This is a genomic window from Clostridiales bacterium (genome assembly GCA_018333995.1).
In the GTDB taxonomy this organism is placed as follows: Bacteria; Actinomycetota; Coriobacteriia; order Anaerosomatales; family SLCP01; genus JAGXSG01.
In genome coordinates, this window is record JAGXSG010000009.1 from 1 (window position 1) to 22,090 (window position 22,090).

Below are 22,090 nucleotides of genomic sequence, written 5' to 3' on the forward strand. Positions count from 1 at the left end.
GAACCGGCTCGCGGCATGGCTGTTCCCGCCACGCATTCTACCGAGACTCGACTTCCGCGAGCCAATCACCGAAGCCCACCGGACACTTGTCGTCGTTCCCGCACTGCTCTCCTCCATCGAGGTCGTAAGATCGGTGCTCGACAACCTCGAAGTCGCCTACCTGGCCAACCGCGATCCCAACATCGGCTTCGGGTTGCTCGGCGATTTGAAAGCGGCCGATGGACCGCGCCACGAAACCGATAGCGGGATCATCGAGGCGGCGGAGCGCGGTCTGGCGACCCTCAACCAACGCTACCTTGTCGAGCACGGGCGGGCGCCCTTCTTCCTGTTCGTTCGTGGCCGCTTGCCAAACCCCGCCGGCGATGTGTGGATGGGATGGGAGCGCAAGCGAGGGGCGCTCGTTGAGCTCAACCGCGCGCTAAGAGGATCGCGCGACGTGAGCTTTACGCACCGCCTTGGTGACGAGCGTTTCTTGGAGAGCGTGACGTTCGTGCTGACGATCGACGCCGACACGCAACTCCCGCGCGACTCGGCGCGAAAGCTGGTTTCGACCATAGCCCACCCGCTGAATCGCGCCCGGTACAGCGCCGAAGACCCCCGCGTCATGTCCGGCTACGGCCTCATTCAGCCGCGTGTCAGCATGTCGCTTCCCGCTTCAACGCGCTCGCTGTTTGCCTGGATCCACTCCGGGACCGCCGGCATCGACCCCTATGTGGGAGCGGTGTCCGACACGTACCAGGACGTGTTTGGCGAAGGAAGCTTCACCGGCAAAGGCATCTACGAGATCAACGTCTTCAACGCGGTGCTTGAAAGGCGCATCCCGGAGAACGCGCTGCTCTCACATGACATGCTTGAAGGGTGCTTCTTGCGAGTAGGTCTTGCCTCGGACATCGAGGTTCTCGATGACCACCCCGTCTCATATCGAGTGCACGCCGTCCGGCTCCACCGCTGGGTCCGGGGTGATTGGCAGACGATACCGTGGCTTATGGCCCGCGTCCCCACTGAGAAAGGACACGAGCGCAATCCATTGTCGAGGCTCCACCGGTGGAAGATTCTTGACAACCTCCGTCGCTCTCTTGTGCCCCCCGCGCTCCTCGCGTTCATGGTGGCCGGTTGGCTTCTCCTCCCCGGTCCGGCGTGGGCATGGCCGCTGCTCACAATCCTCATCGTCTGGTTCCCCGCCTGCTTTTCCGCCCTCGGCGCGCTGCTCGAGAGAGGAGCCGCCGCACCGTTTGGCGCACGCACAACAGAGATCGGCCGCGTGTTCGCCCGGGACTCCGCGCGCGCGGGATTCGCGTTGTGCGTGCTGCCGCACCAAGCCGCCCAGATGGTCGACGCCATCGCGCGCGCGCTCTGGCGCATGATCGTCTCTCGCCGCAACCTGCTCGAGTGGGAGACGGCAGCTGACGTCGAGCGCCGTCTTGGAAACGACCTCGGCGCATCCGTGCGCAGGCTCGGGCCTGCGGCCGCGTTTGCGATTGCCATGCTCGGCGTGGCGGCCGCACCTCACGCGGCCCGGCTTGTGAGCGCGATACCTTTTGCGGCGGCGTTCGCTGCAGGCACCGTATTGGCATGGCGCGTGTCGCACGTCAGGCCCAGACAAGTGCTCGCAATCAACCCGGAAACCCGGAGCGAACTGCGGCGGATAGCGCGCGCAACATGGCGGTTCTTCGAGACTTTTGTTGGCCGGGACGGCAACTACCTCGCTCCCGACAACTTTCAGGAAAGTCCCAAGGGCGAGGTCGCCTACAGGACCTCCCCTACCAACATCGGCCTGCAACTCATCGCCGGCCTCACCGTGCATGACCTCGGCTATATCACCGTTGCGCGTCTCGTCGAGCGAACCGCAGACACCCTGGGTACGATGGCGGGCCTCAAACGTTTTCGCGGCCACTTCTACAACTGGTACGACACCCGCACCCTCGAGCCGCTGCCGCCGCACTACATCTCAACAGTGGACAGCGGAAACCTCGCCGGACATCTCCTTGTGATGCGCGCGGGACTGCTCGAGGCGTCTGAAGCGCCATTCATCGGACCGCAATCAGCTCGCGGTTTCGCAGACACCGTGCAGCTCGTTTTAGATGAGATACACGTGCTCCACGACCGTTTGGAGCCGCGCGATGCCGTGAGCGAGCTTGTAAGTCTCCTCGATGAGATTCGCCGCGACGCCCTGCTCGAAGAGGCGCCGCTAAACCTTGGCGGCTGGGCTGCCCTCATCCGGCGATGGAACGCGATGCTCGATCTCGCCGCCCCCATCCTCGCGCGCATCGACGACGTCGCGGGGCCCGAATGCGCGTGGCTCGATGCGAATGCGAATGGGCACGCCGGTGGCAAAGATTCCCCTGCCGCTGTCCCCGCCGGTTGCCTCTCCCACGCGATGGGCCTTCTCGCGGCGCACGGCCACGATCTTGCGTACGCGCTCGAACGTTACGCGCCGTGGGCACCGCTCGTCGCCGATCCGCCACCGGGCGCGCTCGAAGGCGAGCGTGCCGCGCACCTGGCGCCCCTCACTGAGCACACGCCGAGTCTCGTAGGCCTCGCGGAGGGTCTCGATGAGGTACTTGAGGCGCTCGACGAACTCTCATTGCCCTCGGAAGACGCCACAGGCAGCGAGTCAGCCGTCGAAGTGTGGGCGCGCTCCATCGCGATGGGTCTCAGGGACTCTCGGTCGGCGTGTGGGGAGCTGCTCGGCCGGTTGCGCCTCGACGCGGACATCGCCCGAGAGATGTGGGAGCACACCGACTTCGCGATGCTTTTCGACCGTCAGCGGCTCCTCTTTTCGATCGGCTACAACACCGTTGAAGGGCGCCTCGACTCCTCCTACTACGACATGCTCGCCTCGGAGTGCCGCTTAGCGAGTTTTCTCGCCATCGCCAAAGGTGACGTGCCCCAAGAGCACTGGTTCCGCCTGGGCAGACAGATCACCGGCGTCGCGGGGCACAGAGCGCTCCTCTCGTGGAGCGCGTCGATGTTCGAGTACCTGATGCCGCTCCTCATCATGCGTACCTGGCCCATGACCCTCCTCGACGAGACGTATTCCGCCGTTGTCGCAAGCCAGATGGCGTACGCGCGCGAACTCGGCATCCCGTGGGGTATCTCGGAAAGCGCCTTCAACGTCAAAGACGCCGCCCTTACCTACCAGTACCAGGCGTTTGGTGTCCCGGGTCTCGGGCTGAAACGCGGCCTGTCTGAAGACATCGTCGTAGCCCCGTACGCAAGCATCCTCGCCCTTCCCATCGCTCCCGCTCACGTGGCTGACAACCTTGAGGAGCTCGACCGTGTCGGTGCCCGCGGTCGCTTTGGCTACTACGAAGCAATCGACTTCACCCCTGGCAGAGTCCCCGCAGGGGAGCGGCGCGCGATAGTGAGAGCGTACATGGCGCACCACCAAGGCATGAGTCTCGTCGCGCTGGGCAACGCCCTTACCGGTGAACGCATGCACGAACGGTTCCACGCCGATCCGATGGTGGTCGCAACAGAGCTGCTGCTCCAGGAGCGCATCCCGCACGCGGTCGAGCTCGCGGAGGTCCACACGGCCGAAGTCGAGCGTGCGCGCCGGGTCCGGGAACTCCCGACGCCGTCGAACCGAACGTATCCCACGGCCGAGACACCTGCTCCGGCGACACACTTCCTGTCTAACGGGCGGTACTCAGTGATGATCACCAACGGTGGTGGTGGCTACAGCCGCTGGATGGACCGTGCGGTCACCCGCTACCGCGAGGACGTCACGCGCGACTCGTGGGGCCAATTCTTCTACATACGCGATACTGAGTCCGGCGAGTCGTGGTCGGCAACGCGAAATCCCACCCCGCGCAAGCCCGGCCGCTACCACGTGATCTTCTCCGCCGACAAGGCGGAGTTCCACCGTACCGACGGCGAGATCGAGACGTTTACTGAAGTAGCGGTCTCGCCAGAAGACGATGTCGAGATCAGACGTGTCACGCTCTCAAACCGCGGTATCCGGCGGCGCGTCCTCGACGTGACAAGCTACTTCGAAATCGCGTTGACCAGCCAGGCCGCAGACCAGGCGCACCGGGCGTTTTCCAACCTCTTCGTCGAAACCGAGGCCGTCTCCGAACCGCGCACCCTCCTGTTCTCACGCCGCCCTCGTTCCTCCGAGGAGACCCGCGTTTGGGGCTTTCACGTGCTCGCTTGTGAGGTTGCCGAGGAGTGCGAGTGGTCATGCGAGACAAATCGCGCACACTTCCTCGGGCGCCATCGGGGCGTCGACGCTCCGATGGCGCTCGATCCTGGGGCCGCTCTTTCAGAGACGGTCGGGGCTGTCCTCGACCCCTCATGTTCGCTGCGGCAAGAGATCACGCTTGAAGCGGGCGAAAGTGCTCGCCTCGTGTTCGTGACTGGGGTCGCACCGGATCGTGAGAGCGCTCTCAGGCTCGCCGACCGCTACCGTGCAATGCGCGCCGCGCAACGCGCTATCGATTTGTCGTGGACCGCGTCGCAAATCGAGCTGAGGGACCTCGGCATAGGTTCAGCCGAAGCGGTCACGCTGCAGCGCCTCGCCTCTCGGCTGCTGCTCACCGACCCGTACTCCACTCTCAAGGTCACCACTCCGGTCGAGAACGGCCTGCCCCTCTCGGCGTTGTGGTCTCTAGGCATCTCGGGTGACTTCCCGATCCTACTTGTACGGGTCGCCGAGCTTGAGCACGCGCCACTCGTCCGGCAAGCCCTCCTCGCACATCAGTACTGGCGGCACAAAGGACTCGTCGCCGATCTCGTGATCTTGAACACGCGGCCTTCGTCTTACAGTGACGATCTGGACGACCGCCTGAAGCTGCTCGTGCGAACCGGGCACGCACTACAGCTGATCGACAAGCCCGGCGGCGTGTTCCTCAGACGCGCCGACCAGATGCACCCAGACGTCGCCAATTTGCTCGAAAGCGTCGCGCGGGCCGTCCTCGACGGGGATTGCGGCAGCATAGACCTGCAGCTCGACGAGCGGGCGGTCCGCCCCGCCGAGCCCCCCTTATTGGTACCGGTCCGCGAACCGGTACCGTATCCGGCACACGCGTTCACCCGGCCAGAACTGGCCTACGACAACGAATACGGCGGCTTCGACCTTGCGACCGGTGAGTACGTAATAGTGCTTGCGGAAGGGGTCTCGGCGACACCGGCCCCCTGGATCAACGTGATGGCGTCGCCACGCTTCGGCTCGATGGTCTCTGACGCCGGAATCGGGTGCACGTGGGCCGAGAACAGCCACGAAAACCGGATCAGCACGTGGAACAACGATCCCATCTCCGACGGCTCGGGTGAGGTCATCTACATCAGAGACGAAGAGACCGGCGAGTACTGGAGCCCAACGCCTCTCCCGTGCGGGGGCAGTGAGCCGCACGTAATCCGGCACGGATTTGGGTACTCGCGGTTTGAGCACCACTCTCACGATGTCGGCCACGAGCTGGATTGGTTCGTCCCCGCTGCCGACCCGGTGCGGATTGTCCGCCTCCGTCTGACCAACCGCTCGGATCGGTCCCGCGTTCTTTCTGTGACACAGTTTGTCGAGTGGGTACTCGGGTCATCACGCAGTAAAGCGCAGCACCTTGTCGTGACACGGTACGACGCGGAACACGAGATCCTGACCGCTCACAACCACTACAATCCGGACTTTCCCGGCCGCTCCTCGTTCCTCGCATGCGACCGTGACCTCATGTCGTGGACCGCGAGCCGCACCGAGTTCGTGGGGCGCAACGGTCGGCCTGCCGCGCCCGCAGCTATGAAGAGATCTCACCTCGGCGGAGTCTCGGGCCGGTTTCACGACAACTGCGGAGCGATCATGACTCGCCTCGAGCTGTCCCCCGGGGAAAGCGGCGACATCGTATTCTTGCTCGGTCAAACACCGACGCTCGATGAGGCTCGCGAACTCGTGGCGCGGTACCGGACGCCGGGCGCCGTCGAATTCTCGTATGGTGTGGCTCGAACCGAGTGGACGCGCACCCTCGGCGTGATCGAAGCAAGCACCCCTGCTCCCGAGCTCGACATACTCATCAACGGACGCTTGCTTTACCAGGCGCTGTCGTGCCGCTTGTGGGGGCGCACCGCAACGTACCAGTCTTCCGGCGCTTTTGGCTTCCGTGACCAGCTGCAAGATGCTCTCTGCCTGATGTACGCGCGCCCGGAATTGGTAAGGGCGCAGATCATCGAGGCGTCGAGGCGCCAGTTTGCCGAGGGTGATGTGCTCCACTGGTGGCAGCCGGTATCGGGCCGCGGCGTGCGCACCCGCATCACCGATGACCGGCACTGGATGCCATTCATCACCGCCGCCTACGTCGCCGCCACAAACGACGTAAGTCTTCTCGACGAGCGCACACCGTTCATAGAGGCCCCCTCGCTTGACCCGGGGCGCGAAGACGCCTACGTACAACCCGTCATCTCCGAGAAGACGGCTTCGGTCTATGAACACTGCGTCGCGGCCCTTGAGACGGCATTCGCAACCGGGAAGCACGGGCTGCCGCTTATCGGCGGGGGCGATTGGAACGACGGCATGAACCGGGTTGGGCACGAGGGCCTCGGTGAGAGCGTCTGGATGGCGTGGTTCTTGGATGTCGTGCTTCGCTCATTCGCTCCGCTGTGCGAGCTTAAAGGCGAACCTGAGCGCGCGCAGCGCTACCGCGAGTTCGCTCGCACGCTGGTGCTCGCCGCCGAGGAAGCGGGATGGGATGGCGGCTGGTACCGTCGCGCCTACTTCGACGACGGCACGCCACTCGGCACGAAAGACGCCGAGGAGTGCCGTATCGACGCCATCGCTCAAGCGTGGGCGGTTATCTCTGGCCAGGGTGACCCGAGTCGAGCCGCGCGCGCGCTTGAGGCGGTCGAAGACAAGCTCGTCAACCGGGAAGGCGGACTGATCGCACTTCTCGCGCCCCCGTTCGACCGGATGGAGCACGATCCCGGGTACATCAAGGGTTACGTTCCCGGAGTCCGGGAGAACGGTGGCCAGTATACGCACGCCGCTCTCTGGGTCGTGCTCGCCCACTTGCTTCGCGGCGACGGGGACGAGGCGTTCTCGCTGATCGAACTCATCAACCCGGTCAACCACGCACGCACCCGCGAGGACGCCGAGCGATACCGGGTCGAGCCTTACGCAGTTGCAGCGGACGTCTACGCAGTCGCACCTCACGTCGGTCGCGGCGGCTGGTCCTGGTACACCGGATCGGCGTCGTGGTTCTACCACATCGTGATCGCACATCTCCTCGGACTTAAGCTTCTCTCGGAGGGAGACCGCCGCTTCTTCACCGTAGACCCGTGCATCCCTAAGAGCTGGTCCGGCTTCACGCTCACCTACCATCACGGCGGCGCTATCTACCGCATCCGAGTAGAGAATCCTCGGGGCGTCAATCGTGGAGTGGCAAGAATTGAGCTCGACGGCGCGCCGGTGCCCTTCGACCGCGTCGAGCTAGACGGGCGGCAAGGGGAGTTCGACGTGCGCGTCGTGCTGCTCGGCGGGTGACCCCGCGACGGAAGACGCCTCCCGGCCGTTCCTGAAGCCGCAGGTGCGCGAATGCAAACGCCCCTCCGTCGCCAGGGAGCAGAGGGGCGTCTGTCACAAAGGTGGTGAGCGTGATTGTACGCTATTCGAACTCGCCCTGGTAGCGCGTTTCACCGGGAGGAGTTTCGCGCCAGCAACGCGAATGCCCTGGACACGTCATGACCGAGCAGTTACCATGAAAACGGCACTATCGTGCCGGAAATGAGGTAACTATGCTGTCGGCCCTGATTACATCCAAGGCCCGGTTGGCCTTGCTCACGCTCTTCCTGACCCATCCGGAGGAGCGCTTCTATCAGAAGCAGCTCATCCGTAACCTCGGGCTCTCGTCATCGCTCGTGCAGGCCGAGCTCAAGCGGCTGGAGGGCGTTGGACTTCTCATCAGCTCACGGGAGGCCAACACCCGCTACTTCACGATCAACAAAGCCTCCCCGGTCTACCCCGAACTGAAGAGCATCGTCTTCAAGACGGTCGGGCTCGCCGAATTCTTGCACGACTCGCTCGACACGATCGGCGATGTGGAGACCGCGCTCATCTACGGGTCGGTCGCGAAGAACGTCGAGGACATGCGCTCCGATGTGGACGTGCTCGTGATCGGTGATGTCGATATGGACGCTTTGAATGAAGCGGTCGACGCAGCCGAGCGGGCAATCGGCCGCGAGATCAATACAACCGTATATGGGCGCGAGGAGTGGGCCGAGAGGGTCAAGATCGGACAGGCCTTCGTGACAGACATGCTCTCTGGTCCGAAGATCTTTCTCATAGGAGATGAAGATGAGCTTCGAAGAACTACTTAGGAGGCGCACGGTCGAGCGCGTGACGGTCACTTCGCGGGAGATCGCGGAACTCTTGGCGCTCTCCAAGCGCGACATCAAGGCCGCCGGGGCCATGCTCGGCACCGATCTCGACTGGGCGTTTGCCATCGCGTACAACGGCGTCTTGCAGATGTCGATCGCTTACATGAACCATCTCGGCTACCGGCCGCGAGGCGAGGGTAAGCACTACAACACGTTCCGGTTCATGGAAGAGGCGCTGCCCGAAGATGCTCAGATGATCCGGCGGCTTCAGAAGCTGCGCCGCAAGCGGAACACGACCATCTACGAACAATCGGGGCTGGTGAGTGACAAGGAGGCTCGAGACGTGATCTCGTTCGCTTCACGTTACTACGCTTCCATCGAGGCGAAGCTCCCGCGCGATATCACGGGGCAGGTACCCAAGGAGGATGCGTGATGAGATGTGTTCAAGGCGATCCATGTCAGGGACCAGAAACTCGAAAGAGCCCAGCGTACTGAGCTCTTTGAGACCCTCACGGATGAGGGTTCGAACATGTCTAGTGGTGGGCCCGGATGGATTCGAACCATCGACCTCACGGTTATCAGCCGTGCGCTCTAACCAACTGAGCTACGGGCCCGCTCCGCCGGGCGGGCGAAACGCTCCCGTACAATAGCCCAACGGAAGAGCAGGGGTCAAGCAGGATGCCGCCTGGAGAGCGCATGCCGGCTCCGCTGGTCAGAGCCGCCGCGTACCCGCTTCAAGCCACCGTCTGATCCACCCCTGGCCCATCCCGTTCGTCTCCACCGGTACCTACACGCGCTATAGTGGAATCTACCTGTCAGAACGGTCGCGTCGCAGGCGACAAGGCAATACGGCCCCGGCGATAGGCGTAAGCGGCATGGTACACGTTCGCATCGTCAGCTTAAGTCTCGATTCGGTGACCAAACAGCCGGTCGTCATCTTGCGCCCTGTCGATGACCACTCGGACGCGGGGCGCTTCATCCCTATCTGGATAGGCCATGCCGAGGCCACAGCGATCCTCTTTGGACTCCAGGAAATCGCCCCGCCCCGGCCTATGACTCACGATCTGCTCGCACGTATAATCGCCGAGATGGGCGCGACCCTTACCCGGGTCGACATCGTCCGCATTGAGGGCGGGACGTTTTTTGCCAACATCGTCCTTGACGGAGGCGAGGGCCAAGAGTGGGAGATTGACGCGCGGCCAAGCGACTCGATCGCGCTCGCCGTACGGACCGGCGCTCCCCTCTTTGTGTCCGAACAGGTTCTCGACGAGGCAGCCATCACCGCAGCGCCCGGCATCACGGAGGAGGCCGCCGACTCCGAAGTTGAGCGGTTTCGAGAGTTCCTCGACCACGTCGACCCAAGCGACTTCAGCTCGTAGGATGCGGGGAGGTGGCCGGGCTCCGACCCGTCCTCACTCGTACCGAAGCGCGTCGATCGGGTCGAGCCGAGACGCCTTGTACGCGGGGTACACACCAAAAAAGATCCCGACCGCCGCGGAGAACGTGAACGCGAGCGCTACCGCCCACAAGGTGACCTCTGTTGGAACCCAGCGCGAGAGAACCGCCGCACCCGAAGCGCCAAGGGCAATGCCCACGATCCCTCCCACCACCGACAAAGACACGGCCTCGATGACAAACTGGCTCATGATGTCGTAGGTTCGCGCGCCCACCGCCTTGCGGATGCCTATCTCTCGCGTGCGCTCGCTCACGCTCACAAGCATGATGTTCATGATGCCGATACCACCTACGAGCAGCGATATCCCCGCGATGCCAGCCAACATGAATGTCAGCGTGCCGAGAATCGCCTGAAACAACCCGAGTGTCTGATCTTGGGTGAAGACCGTGAACTCATCTCCGAATCCCGGGCGCAGGATCCGTTCAACCTGGCGTTGGACCTGGGGCACCTCATCGGCGGACTCGGCTTTAACGACAATCGAAGAGATGTCGGTCGACCCAAAGATTCGCTGCGCGGTCGTGACTGGCATGTATATCTGGTTGTCCTGATCTCCCGTAAGCGAGCCTCCCTGCGCAACGACGTGTCCGATAACCGTGAACCGCTGCCCGTTGATCGAGACAGACCTGCCAAGGGGATCTTGATTGGGGAAGAGGGTCTCTCGGACGGTAGCTCCGATGACAACAACCCGAGAAGCCGCGGCCACCTCGCTGCGCCGATAGCCGCGGCCATCAGCGTAGTTCGCAGCGAAAACTGAATCGGAGTACTCATTTCCCGCCGCGATCATCGTCCGCATCGTGCGATTGCCCACCCGCAGCGCCGCCGGACCCTGTGCGATAGGCACGACGATGTGGCGCACGTCGAGGCGTCGACGGACGAGATCCGCCTCGTCGAGAGTGAACTGCCGCCGAATCGAAGCGCCACCGCCAGGCCCCCCACCCTCCTCGAAGTTACCCGGGAACACAAAGATCAGGTTCGACCCCAGGCCCTCGATCGATCCTGCGATATCTTCCTGCACCCCGGTTCCGATCGCGACGAGGAGAATAACCGCCGCGACGCCGATAATGACGCCGAGCATGGTGAGCGTGCTTCGCACCTTGTTCGCGCCAAGGGCTCGCACCGCTACTCGAACGCTCTCCCAGAGATTCACGAGGCAGTTCTCTCGGCGAGGGCTGCTTCGCCGGCTCCGTCGACATGCGCGGTTGCGACGTGCCTTTGCTCAACCTCTTCGTCGGCGACAAGGAGTCCGTCTCGGAGACGTACGATCCTCTCAGCGTGGCGCGCCACGGTTTCGTCGTGCGTCACGAGGACCACTGTGATGCCCTGCTCGTTGAGCCCCTGAAGAATCCGCATGACCTCCACACCTGAAACCGAGTCGAGGTTGCCGGTGGGCTCGTCAGCAAGCACGATCGAGGGGTCGGTCACGAGAGCCCGGGCCACCGCTACTCGCTGCTGTTGTCCGCCGGAGAGCTGATTGGGCAGGTGGCCGATCCTATCACCGAGCCCGACCTTCTCCAGTGCGGCGCGCGCCCGAGTCACCCGTTCCGCCGCCGAAACGCCCGCATACACGAGCGGCAGCTCGACGTTGGCGAGCGCGGTCGTGCGCGCGAGTAAGTTGAACGATTGGAACACAAACCCTATCCGCCGATTGCGCACTGCGGCAAGCTCGTTGGGGAGCATCTGGGAGACCTCTTCGCCCTCCACCATAACGGTGCCGGTCGACGGACGATCGAGGAGCCCGATGATGTGCATGAGCGTCGACTTTCCGGATCCCGAAGGCCCCATGATCGCCATCATCTGTCCCTGGCAGATCGAGAGGTCGACTCCTCGCAGCGCATGCACGTCTACTTCGCCGAGGTGATAGCGCTTGGTCACCCCTCGCGCCTCTAGCACCGTGTTGCGCTCGTCACAGTTCCTGACCTCAGCGGCTACGGACTCAGCATCCATCAGCCCACGCTACCTGACACTGACGCGCATACCGTCAGTAAGCTCATCAGCGCCGCCGAGCGCGACCCGCTCGCCTGCGACGACTCCGGACATGATCTCTACGCTCGCCTCGGTCAGGGTTCCAACTTCCACACGCCGGCGCTCAAGCCGGTCTCCATCACCGAGCACGTATACGTATGATCCCTCGGCGTCTTCAAAAAGCGCCTCGATAGGCACGGTCACCACAGCCTGGATCCGCTCGATCTCTATCGTGGCGTCGCCCTTCATGCCGAGCAAAACAGCGTCCCCGCTCCCGTTGACACGCAGGTACACAGGGAAAACCGTCCCGCCGGTCGCGGTGAGGGTAGCTGCGGGGCGAATCTCAGACACAGTCGTCTCAAACGAACGCTCTGGTAGCGCATCGAGGCGCACCGCTGCGTCCAAACCGATATCGACAAGAGCGATGTCGACCTCATCGACCTCCGCCACAAAGCGTACTGCGTCAAGCTGGACGACGGTGAACGGGGCCGTCTGCGGCCCCACCACCGCACCTGACGCCGCCCTGGGCACCGCGCCATCGGAGGATGGAGCCCCCAGTGCGTTAAACAGCACCGTCCCATCGATCGGGGCCCTGAGCTCGGCCTTCGCGCGGTTCTCCTCGGCGAGCGTGAGCGCGCGGCGCGCCTGCATCACGCCTGCGCGTGCAGCCGACCGCTCCGGGGACAGGTCAAGGTGTTCGAGTTTCTCCTGCTGCGCCTTAGCGCTCAGGTATCCGGCGTGCGCCTGCTCGACCGCAGCGTCCGCGGCGCTCTGCTGCGCCGAGAGATCGGCAGTGCGCAACGCCTGTTCTGTCGCCTGCGCGCCAAGATACGCCGCCTCGGCCTGAGCCAGGGCTACTGCCGCGGCACTCAGGCTTGTCTCCGCCGAGGGCGAGGGCGCGGCATCGTACGCCGCCTTCAGCGCATCGTAGGATTTCGACGCCTGATCATACGCGGCTTTCGCCGCGCGAGTCGCGGCGGAGGCTGCGCTGACCTCGGAGTCTCCAGGCGCCTGCCCTCTCACGGAATCGGCGGCTTCCCGGGCGGACCGGTACGCCGCCCACGCCGCATCCGTCCCCTTACGAGCGGCCGCAAGCTCAGCGGCGCCAGGTGCCCGGTCATCAACAGCGGAAAGTCCCGCCTGCGTCTGCAAGAGCGCCGCTTCGGCCTGCGCTACAGCAAGATCGAGCGGCCCGGTGTCGAGCACCGCGATCACACTCCCGGCGCGCACCGTTTGGCCATCCGCGACACGAACTTCGGCAAGCGTCCCGGCGACGGGGGGAAACACGTCGCCTCGCGAGCCCGACTCCACCCGGCCCGGAGCGGTCACCGTCACCGTGAGATCCTCCACCATGGCTGTGGCAACATCTACCTCGGCGGCGGGCCTATTCGCCCCCACCGTCACCGCCGCGGCCACACCTCCGACTACTACAAGCGCAGCCACTAAACCGATCACCTTCGTCTTGGGCGACACTGGCATCCCTTCGCTCTGGGTGACGCGTCCTGCGCGCGACACTCCAAGGTATGTACCTCATCCAACAGCAGACCCTACGCCGAAACCCGGGTGTCGCCAAACAGCAAGCGCCCCCGATCACGCTCTATCCCGGTCGCTTCTCACGCGCTCTAGACGCCTTCCGGCTTATCGAATCCGAGCAGCGCCGGTAGCTCACAAATCGACTCGATCGCATGATCCGGACCGGCGGCGATGAGGGTCTTGGCCGGAAACGCTCCCCACAGTGCGGCAACTGAAACCGCCCCGCCCGCCTGGGCCGCCGCGATGTCGTGAGGACTGTCACCTACGTACACGGTGTGAGCAAGCTCCACGCCGAGTAACGCCGCGGCGTGCGCGAGCGGATACGGATCGGGCTTGTGAACGCTCACGTCATCGGCGGTGACAACCGCGCGGAAGTACCGCCGGATGCCAAACCGCTCAAGACCGCGATGCGCCATCGGAGAACCCTTCGAGGTGACCACTCCCATGGGAACCCCTAGCTCAGCAAACCGATCAAGTACCGCGTTCGTGCCGGAGAACACCCGTGCCAGCTCATCGTGGTGAGCGGCGTTGTGCGCACGATAGACCTCGAGGAGCTCCTCGGCGTGCCCAGGCGCGATCTCTCTGAGCTGCCGGGCAAGCGGCATCCCCATATCACGCAGGAGAAACTCGTCGGGTAGCGTCTCGCCGAGCACCACAAGCGTCGCATGCCTAAACGAAGTCAAGATGAGATCAAGCGTGTCGAGCAAGGTGCCATCAAGGTCGAAGAGAACAGCCTCCACGACCCGTGAGCCCACCTTGCCCTCCATCACTCCCGTTCCTCGAGATCCTCAAACTCCTCGCTGGCGAGCGCCTCGGCCTCGGCCTCCCGGTCGACGGTGCTCATCGGCCTGGGCGCGGACCCTGGTTCGCCCACACCATGTGAAGCCGCGTGCTCGTCAAGGAGCGTGCCCTGTCCTTCAGCCACCCCGCGAACCGTCCTCATCTGACCCGCCGACACTCGAGCGATCGCCCGAACCTTGTCGTTCTCCGAAACGTTCATCACTTTGACGCCCTGTGTCGAACGACCGAGTCGTGAGATATCCCGCGCGCGAACCCTAATTACCACGCCTTCCTCGGAGATCAACATCAGTTCGTGCTCGGGCTGAACGATCTTCATCCCGGCGAGCGGCCCCTTCTTCGCAGTGACCTGGATCGTCTTAACCCCCATGCCTCCGCGCTTCTGGATCGGGTACTCGCCTGCTGGCGTACGCTTGCCGTACCCCCGCTCGGTCACGACAAAAAGCTCGCTCGTCTCCGGAGCGATTTCCATACCGAGAACCGCGTCGTCGCCCTTGATTGCCATACCCTTCACGCCGGTCGTGTCCCTGCCCATCGGGCGGGCGTCAGCCTCGTCCCACATGATCGCCTTGCCCGAGGTCGACACCATGATGACGCGCTGCCCCTGCCCCACGCGGCGGACCGAGATCAGCTCATCGCCGTCTCGCAGATTGATGGCGATGATCCCGTCTCGGCGTGACCGGTCATACGCCGACATCGCTGTTTTCTTACACATCCCCTTCTTGGTGGCGAACAGCAGGTAGTCCTCGGCGTCAAATCCCCTGGTGTTGATGACGGCCGCGATGCGCTCGTCGGTGGCAAACGGCAGAAGGTTTACGATCGCCGTGCCTCGCGCATGCCGGGAACCGACCGGGAGTTCGTGCACCTTGAGTCGGTACACCTTGCCCGCCGAGGAGAAAAAGAGCACGTAATCGTGGGTCGAGCTGATGAAGAGATGCTCGACGAAATCGTGCTCGCGCAGATTCACGCCGGCGACCCCTTTGCCGCCGCGCTTCTGCTGACGATACGTCGCTACCGGCAGCCGTTTGACGTAGCCGGCCTTCGTAATCGTGACCACCATGTCTTCCTCGGCGATGAGATCTTCCACGTCGAGATCGTGGGCGACTCCAGTTATCTCGGTTCGCCGGGCATCAGCGAACTTCGCCCGCACCTCCCCCATCTCGTCCTTGATGATCTGCAGCACGAGCGAAACGTCTCCGAGGACTTTTTGGTGCCAGGCGATCTTCTCTCGCAACTCGGCCAGCTCGCCGTCGATCTTGCCCCGCTCGAGGCCGGTCAGGCGACGCAAGCGCATCTCGAGAATCGCGTCGGCTTGCGTTTCTGATAACGAAAAGCGCCCAATGAGCCGCTGCCTAGCCTCAGCGTCGTCCGCCGAGGAGCGAATAATCTTGATGACCTCGTCGATATTGTCGAGAGCGATGACGTAGCCCTCGAGGATGTGCGCCCGTTCCTCGGCTTTGCGCAGCTCAAAACGAGTCCGCCTCGTGATGACTTCTTTTTGAAACTCGATGTAGTGCGAGAGGATCTCCCGCAGCGTGAGTGTTCTAGGAACGCCATCGACGAGGGCAAGCATGTTCATCCCGAAACTCGTCTGCAGCGGTGTGTGTTTGTAGAGCTTGTTGAGCACCACCTGGGGCACACAAGCTTGCTTGAGCTCGATCACGACGCGCATCCCCTTGCGGTCGGATTCGTCTCGCAAGTCTGATATCTCGGTCAGCTTCTTCTCCCGGACAAGATCGGCGATCTTTGTCACGAGTTTCGCTTTGTTAACGGCGTAGGGTATCTCGGTGATGATGATGCGGGTGCGCCCGGTCGAGGTCTGCTCGATGTGCGCTTTGCCTCTCACCTTGATCGACCCTCGGCCTGTCGAGTACGCGTCAAGCATGCCGTCGGTGCCCATAATGAGACCGCCGGTCGGGAAGTCCGGACCCGGCAATACCGCCATCAGCTGCTCAATAGTCGCCTCAGGGTTGTCGATGAGCAGGTTGGCAGCATCGATGACTTCACCCAAATTGTGCGGCGGAATGTTGGTCGCCATACCTACGGCAATGCCCGCGCTACCGTTTACCAGCAGATTTGGGAATCTGCTTGGAAGCACCTTGGGCTCGGAGAGCGACTCGTCGTAGTTGGGACCAAAGTCCACGGTCTCCTTGTCGAGATCACGCAGCAACTCCATCGATATCTTCTGCAGCCGCGCCTCCGTGTAACGCATCGCCGCCGCAGAGTCACCATCAACGGAGCCAAAGTTGCCGTGCCCGTCGACGAGAGGCGCGCGCATCGCGAACGTCTGCGCCATTCGTACCATCGTGTCGTAGACGGCAGCGTCCCCGTGCGGGTGGTACTTGCCGATGACCTCACCGACCGTCCACGCCGACTTCTTGTACGCCCGCCCTGGAGTGAGGCCCGACTCGCTCATCGCGAAAAGAATTCGCCTGTGCACGGGCTTCAGGCCATCGCGGACATCTGGCAGCGCGCGCGAAACGATGACGCTCATCGAGTACTCGAGGAAGCTGTCTCGCAGCTCTTTTTGGATCTCTATCGGCAGTACTGTGCTTTCCGCTATCTCATCCGACACCTAAAGCACTCCTTGATTTCGAAGACTACGGCCGCCAAGCCACACTCCGAGCGCGACGAGCCCGATGCCCATCAAGCTCACGATCCCTGAACCCATCCACCCCGCCGGTCCAGCTCTGAGCGTCGCGGCAAGTGCAACTGACGCCCACACGATGAACACAAGGCCGAGCACTACCAGAAACGCCCCTGCCATAACGCCAGCTTTCCAAGCTCCGGCAACCGTTTTCGGTTCTTCGTCCTTCAGCCGGGAGAGCATCTCTTCGATCGCGGGATCCTCCAGACGCTCAGACACCTCGCCGCTAGGCTGAGCGGCACCGCTCGTCCGCTCTGGCGTGCTGTCGCCTTCGCCTCCGGCTTGTCTTTCCTGGTCGACGTCTGCCGTCTTCCCCAGGCGCTCGGCCCGTTGTGCCCCGAGCCGCTCGAACGCCTCCTTCTCCCAAGGCGGCGGTTCGAAGGCGCGCGATTCTCGCCGCCTCGGCGGGTCGAACCGGGTGTCTTTGGGGTCGCCCATTCACGTCAGATATCGAGAAAGCGGACGTCTTTTGCGTGACGCTGGATGAACTCCCGCCGAGGCTCTACTTGGTCCCCCATTAAGTCAACAAACGACTTCTCGGCCGCGAGAGCATCGTCGAGGGTTACCTGCAAAAGCGTTCTCTTCCCCGGATCCATCGTCGTCTCCCAGAGCTGCTCGGGATTCATCTCGCCAAGACCCTTGTAGCGTTGAATCGTGTACCGCGAGCCCTCGGGAACCTTGGCGAGGAGCTGCTGCAATTGACGCTCGCTATACGCATACTCCTGCTTCTTGCCTACGCTCACCTTGTACAGTGGCGGTTGTGCAATGTAGATGTAGCCCGCCTCGATCATCTCTCGCATGTAGCGATAGAAGAACGTGAGAATGAGACAGCGGATGTGGGCGCCGTCTACATCCGCGTCGGTCATGATGATCGCTTTATGATAACGCGCCTGTGTGAGATCGAACTCCTCGGCGATACTCGTACCGAGGGCGGTGATCATCGCCTGAATCTCTTCTGAGGCGAGCGCCCTGTTTATTCCGGCCTTCTCAACGTTCAGTATCTTGCCTTTGAGGGGCAAGATCGCCTGAAACGAGCGGTCTCTTGCCTGCTTGGCCGAGCCGCCCGCCGAATCACCCTCGACAAGGTATATCTCGGCAAGCTCCGCGTCCTTGATCGAGCAGTCAGCAAGCTTGCCGGGAAGCGTTGTCGACTCGAGCAGCCCTTTGCGTCTCGTCAGCTCACGGGCCTTTCGCGCGGCCGCTCTCGCTTTGGCGGCCTGGGTGGCCTTGGTGAGGATCGTTCGCGCGGGTCGCGGATTCTCCTCAAGGTACTCGGAAAGAGCCTGCATAACCGTGGACTGGACGAATCCTCGCATCTCGGTATTGCCGAGCTTGGTCTTTGTCTGCCCCTCGAACTGTGGTTCATTCAGCTTGACCGAGATGATCGCTACCAATCCCTCTCGGATGTCTTCGCCAGAAAGGTTGTCCTCTTTCTCCTTGAGAATCCCCTGGCGGCGCGCATAGTCATTGAGCGTTCTTGTCAAAGCGTTCTTGAAGCCCTCGAGGTGTGTTCCGCCCTCGTGCGTGTTGATGTTGTTCGCAAACGCCAACACTGAGTCCGAGTAAGCCGTGTTCCACTGGAGCGCGACTTCGACGTGCCCCTCCTCGGCGTCGGACTCAAAGTAGATGACCTTGTTGTGGAGCGCTTCCTTATTCTCGTTTAAGTATTTAACAAAATCGACGATGCCACCAGCGTAGCGAAACTCCTCCACTCTGGGTTCGAGCTCGCGCTCGTCGGTGAGAGTGATCTTGAGGTTCCTGTTAAGAAACGCCGTCTCGCGAAACCTTGTGGAAAGCGTGTCGTAGTCGTGGTCGACCGTCTCGAACACGTCGGTATCCGGCCAGTACCTAACTTTCGTGCCGGAAGACTTGGACTTCCCGGTAACCGCAAGCGGGGCCTTTGGCCTGCCTCTCTCATACGATTGAGACCATATCTTGCCGTCGCGCCTAACCTCGACCTCAAGCCTTGAGGATAGGGCGTTTACGACTGACACCCCGACACCGTGAAGGCCGCCGGAAACCTTGTACCCCTCTCCGCCAAACTTGCCGCCCGCGTGCAGGATCGTAAGTACCACCTCTACCGCGGGCTTTCGGTGTTTTGGAACGTTGTCGACAGGGATTCCGCGCCCGTTGTCTGTGACGCCTACCGACCCATCTGCGTGCAACACCACGTCGATCGCGGTGCAGTGGCCCGCCAGCGCTTCGTCTACTGAATTGTCCACCACCTCGTATACGAGGTGGTGGAGGCCCTTCGGACCGGTCGATCCAATGTACATGCTGGGCCTCTTCCGAACCGCTTCGAGGCCCTCAAGCACCTGGATATCTTTACCGGAGTACGACTGTCTCGTCACTCAAGCTCCTTCTTGATCACTGCGGCCACCGTAAGACGTGGAGGACACCACCATATCTTGTGGTGCCGCTCATAATTCTAACACAATTACTAGGGTAACAGCCCCGTCGTTGGGTCTGTGAGTTCACCATCTGCCCCTGGGCCCTCGGTAGCGGCCCTCCGAGCCTTTTTCCATTCCATGTCACTCTTCGTAGCACTGATCGCGGCTGAGCGAAGCGTTTCGCTCTTGATTATCGCCGCAGAACCTTCAATCGCCTCGGCGTCCTCGAGATCCAAAGGCTTCCTATCGACTCGCCGAGTCGCACTGCGCCCGCCCTTCTGGCTGCGTTGTGTCGCACCCGATGCTCCGTCCCGGTCTGGCCCCCCCACAGTAAACCGCACCCGGTGCACTATGGGATCCCCAAGCGCTGAATTCAACCGTATTCTCAGTTCCTCTGAAAGCGCGCCGAGCTGCGTCGCCCAGGCGTGGGAATCCACGGAAACCGAGAGTTCTCCGTCGCGAAATGAAACCCTTCCCGTGCGAGACGCTATCTCTTCGCCCGCCACCTGTTCCCACGCGTCCGCTATCTGGATCGCCTTTACGGCACGTCCGTAACCGAGGGGTTTCGCGATCCTTGCCAACACCTCACCGAGGCGCTCTGGCCCCCCGCCCCTACCCATCAGAAACCACGTTCACCACGAGCGCCTCACTGATCTCGGCTCGCTCAAAGTACGACAGATTGGTCGTGGTCATAATTGTCTGAGGCCCTTCACTGATGAAGCGTAACAACGCCGACCTGCGCCGCTCATCAAGCTCCGACATCACATCATCGAGAAGCAGTACCGGATCAACACCCGCGATCCTTCGCAAGGTTGATACCTCCGCCATCTTCCACGCAAGGGCGACCGTCCTCTGTTGCCCCTGAGAAGAGAAGAAGCGAGCGGGCATTCCTTTGATCTCAAAGATCAGGTCATCCCTATGGGGCCCCACGAGGGTCATCCCGCGCCTCTTTTCGGCGGCGCTGTGCTTTATGAGGGCTTTTCTCATACTTTCTTTGACGTCCTCACGCTCCATCGCGGCGAACTCCTCGGCTCGCCCTCTCTCTTGAAGAAACGAGCACTCCACGTACATGGTCAGAGACTCTTCCTCGGCCAACTCGCTATATGCCGGAAACAGGCTCTCCCCCACGCGGGCAGTCAGTCTCATCCGATGCTGGAAGAACGCTGCACCCGCTTCAACAAGGTGAGCGTCCCACACGTATATCTCCTCCGGCGAACAACCGTTTTTTAGTAATGCATTTCTGTGGCGCACCGTTCTTGCATACTCGCTCCGTAACGCTGCGTACGCTCCTGACATTTGACTCCCGAGTGTGTCGAGCGCAACCCTGCGCGCCTCGGGGTTACCTTTTGCCAACTGTAAATCGTCGGGGACAAATGTAACCGTGGGTACACGTCCCGAGATATCTGCGATCCTCTTAGAGGGTGCTCTATTGATCCGGTGTTCTCTCTTGCCTGAGCTGCTCACTTCCAATCCGAGCTCTACCGCCACACCTCCCCTGCTCCCGTCCAAATGGACAGAAGCCGCGCTTCTCCCCGCCCTGACCACATCACTCCACGTGAGTGATCGAAAAGATGTTCCGCTGGTTACCAGAGTGATCGCCTCAAGAACGTTTGTCTTCCCGGCGGCGTTGGGACCCACAAGAATCGTGAGCCCATCACTCGGCAGAATTGAAGTCGCCGCATGATTCCTGAAATCGTGCAGCTTTATCGAGTGGATATTTGTTCGCAGAGTCACGCAGTTAACTCAAGCGCACTGGCATAAGCAAGTAGAGAAATCCGCTGTCTTGCGGGCTAGTGATAACTCCCGGCTTCAACGGACTGACAATACTGATCGAAACGGTATCGCCTTCCGCTGAGAGAAGACCATCGATCAAAAACGAGTGATTGAATGCTATCTCGACGTCAGCTCCTCGAACTTCTGCCATAAGATCCTCTGATGCGTCTCCCACATCATGTGTTTTTGCGGAAAGGGAGAGTGTCTGATCTTCGGCTCTCACACTGAGGCGGAGAGGAGCGTTATGTTGGGCAAGAAGGGAGACCCTCTTGACCGCCGAGATCATCTCTTCTCGAGAAACGACCACTGTGGTCTCTTCATCTTTTGGTATCAGTTGGCGATAGTTTGGGAACGTCCCTTCGATCCTCCTCGTGACGAACGTTGTTTCTCTGAAGCGGATCACTATCTGATTATCGGTGACGCTGATGGACACCGAATCCTTCTCATCCATCGACCTGACAACCTCGTCGAGCGTTCTCGCGGGTACAACCACCTCTACATTTTGTGTATTTGGCTGCTCAAGAACACTCTCTTTTACCGCTAAGCGATATGAGTCGGTTGCCACGGTCTTAAGTATTGGGCCGTCTATCGCCAAAAGGATCCCAGTTAAAATAGGCCGTGTTTCGTCCCTGCTTGTCGCCTTGATCACATGATGCACAGCGTCTTTAACGCTTGTAGCCGGCAGTGAGAAAGACTCTTTTTCATCTACTTCCGGGAACCGGGGAAAGTCATCTGCTGGCAGAACCCGTAAGGTGAATGACGACTGAAGGCAAGAAACTATAGCCACCTCTCCTTCCACTGCGATAGTAACCGCAGCTTCAGGAAGAGATCGGATGATGTCTGTCAGTAGTTTTCCTGGGAGCACCGCACTCCCGGGTCTTTCGATTCCCGCCATAGGGATAGTGTGCCGCACTGAGACTTCTAAATCCGTTGCTTGCAGCACTACCCCTCCCGAAGAGGAGGAAGAGATAAGGAAACCTGAGAGGATAGGTAAGGTTGATCGGGAAGATACCGCACGCCCCGCAATAGCCAGAGCGTTCACTAGTTCACCTCGGGCTACCGAGAATCTCATACTGTTTCCTCTCTTAGAGTGTATTCAGTAACAGTAGTAGTAATACATGTGGAAGATGTGGAAAGACCCTTCCTGGCCAGGTGGTGTGGCCTTTATCGCGGGGCACAAGATGTTGAAGATATGTTCGCCTTCCTCCACATTATCCAGAGGGTGTATCCCTT

Annotated in this window: 14 protein-coding genes and 1 tRNA gene; 4 read left to right on the top strand and 11 right to left on the bottom strand. The window is 61.7% G+C overall.

Features of this window, described 5'->3' with window-relative positions:
- Positions 1-133: 133 nt before the first annotated feature.
- From KGZ40_03585 to KGZ40_03595, 3 genes are all read left to right on the top strand, one after another.
- A complete protein-coding gene (locus KGZ40_03585) occupies positions 134-7,465 on the top strand; it encodes a glycosyl transferase family 36 (GenBank protein ID MBS3956600.1) in 7,332 nt (2,443 codons plus the stop codon).
- A 251-nt stretch (positions 7,466-7,716) separates the two neighbouring features.
- Positions 7,717-8,298 carry a hypothetical protein gene (locus tag KGZ40_03590; GenBank protein MBS3956601.1) on the top strand — a complete coding sequence of 194 codons (582 nt, stop codon included), beginning with the start codon at positions 7,717-7,719 and terminating at the stop codon, positions 8,296-8,298.
- The gene (locus KGZ40_03595) at positions 8,276-8,731 is read left to right on the top strand and encodes a hypothetical protein (protein ID MBS3956602.1); all 456 of its coding nucleotides are present in this window, start codon (positions 8,276-8,278) and stop codon (positions 8,729-8,731) included. The genes KGZ40_03590 and KGZ40_03595 overlap by 23 nt, the downstream gene beginning before the upstream one ends.
- A gap of 104 nt (positions 8,732-8,835) precedes the next feature.
- Here KGZ40_03595 and KGZ40_03600 read toward each other — a convergent pair.
- Positions 8,836-8,912, bottom strand: a tRNA-Ile gene (locus KGZ40_03600).
- Between the two features lie 261 nt (positions 8,913-9,173).
- Between KGZ40_03600 and KGZ40_03605 the strand changes: the two genes are divergently transcribed.
- On the top strand, positions 9,174-9,677 hold the full coding sequence (locus tag KGZ40_03605) for a bifunctional nuclease family protein (protein MBS3956603.1): 504 nt from the start codon (positions 9,174-9,176) through the stop codon (positions 9,675-9,677).
- Between the two features lie 33 nt (positions 9,678-9,710).
- On the opposite strand, the gene KGZ40_03610 is transcribed toward KGZ40_03605, so the two are convergent.
- From KGZ40_03610 to dnaN, 10 genes are all read right to left on the bottom strand, one after another.
- Positions 9,711-10,901 (bottom strand): ABC transporter permease, encoded by a 1,191-nt coding sequence (locus KGZ40_03610; protein ID MBS3956604.1) that lies wholly within the window; start codon positions 10,899-10,901, stop codon positions 9,711-9,713.
- Positions 10,898-11,644 carry an ABC transporter ATP-binding protein gene (locus tag KGZ40_03615; protein ID MBS3956605.1) on the bottom strand — a complete coding sequence of 249 codons (747 nt, stop codon included), beginning with the start codon at positions 11,642-11,644 and terminating at the stop codon, positions 10,898-10,900. Before KGZ40_03615 ends, KGZ40_03610 begins: the two co-directional genes overlap by 4 nt.
- 63 nt (positions 11,645-11,707) lie before the next feature.
- Entirely contained in the window at positions 11,708-13,189 is a 1,482-nt protein-coding gene (locus tag KGZ40_03620; protein MBS3956606.1) for an efflux RND transporter periplasmic adaptor subunit, read from the bottom strand.
- Between the two features lie 149 nt (positions 13,190-13,338).
- Positions 13,339-14,016 carry an HAD-IA family hydrolase gene (locus tag KGZ40_03625; protein MBS3956607.1) on the bottom strand — a complete coding sequence of 226 codons (678 nt, stop codon included), beginning with the start codon at positions 14,014-14,016 and terminating at the stop codon, positions 13,339-13,341.
- On the bottom strand, positions 14,016-16,610 hold the full coding sequence (gyrA, locus tag KGZ40_03630; GenBank protein ID MBS3956608.1) for a DNA gyrase subunit A: 2,595 nt from the start codon (positions 16,608-16,610) through the stop codon (positions 14,016-14,018). Before gyrA ends, KGZ40_03625 begins: the two co-directional genes overlap by 1 nt.
- 12 nt (positions 16,611-16,622) lie before the next feature.
- A complete protein-coding gene (locus KGZ40_03635; protein ID MBS3956609.1) occupies positions 16,623-17,132 on the bottom strand; it encodes a hypothetical protein in 510 nt (169 codons plus the stop codon).
- A 5-nt stretch (positions 17,133-17,137) separates the two neighbouring features.
- Positions 17,138-19,045 carry a DNA topoisomerase (ATP-hydrolyzing) subunit B gene (gene gyrB, locus KGZ40_03640; protein ID MBS3956610.1) on the bottom strand — a complete coding sequence of 636 codons (1,908 nt, stop codon included), beginning with the start codon at positions 19,043-19,045 and terminating at the stop codon, positions 17,138-17,140.
- Positions 19,046-19,134: 89 nt separating this feature from the next.
- Complete coding sequence (locus KGZ40_03645; protein ID MBS3956611.1) at positions 19,135-19,704, bottom strand: DUF721 domain-containing protein; 570 nt, start codon at positions 19,702-19,704, stop codon at positions 19,135-19,137.
- Positions 19,697-20,818, bottom strand: coding sequence for a DNA replication/repair protein RecF (locus KGZ40_03650; protein ID MBS3956612.1), 1,122 nt, complete (start codon positions 20,816-20,818; stop codon positions 19,697-19,699). The genes KGZ40_03645 and KGZ40_03650 overlap by 8 nt, the downstream gene beginning before the upstream one ends.
- Before the next feature lie 4 nt (positions 20,819-20,822).
- The gene (gene dnaN / locus KGZ40_03655; GenBank protein MBS3956613.1) at positions 20,823-21,929 is read right to left on the bottom strand and encodes a DNA polymerase III subunit beta; all 1,107 of its coding nucleotides are present in this window, start codon (positions 21,927-21,929) and stop codon (positions 20,823-20,825) included.
- Between the last annotated feature and the right edge of the window lie 161 nt (positions 21,930-22,090).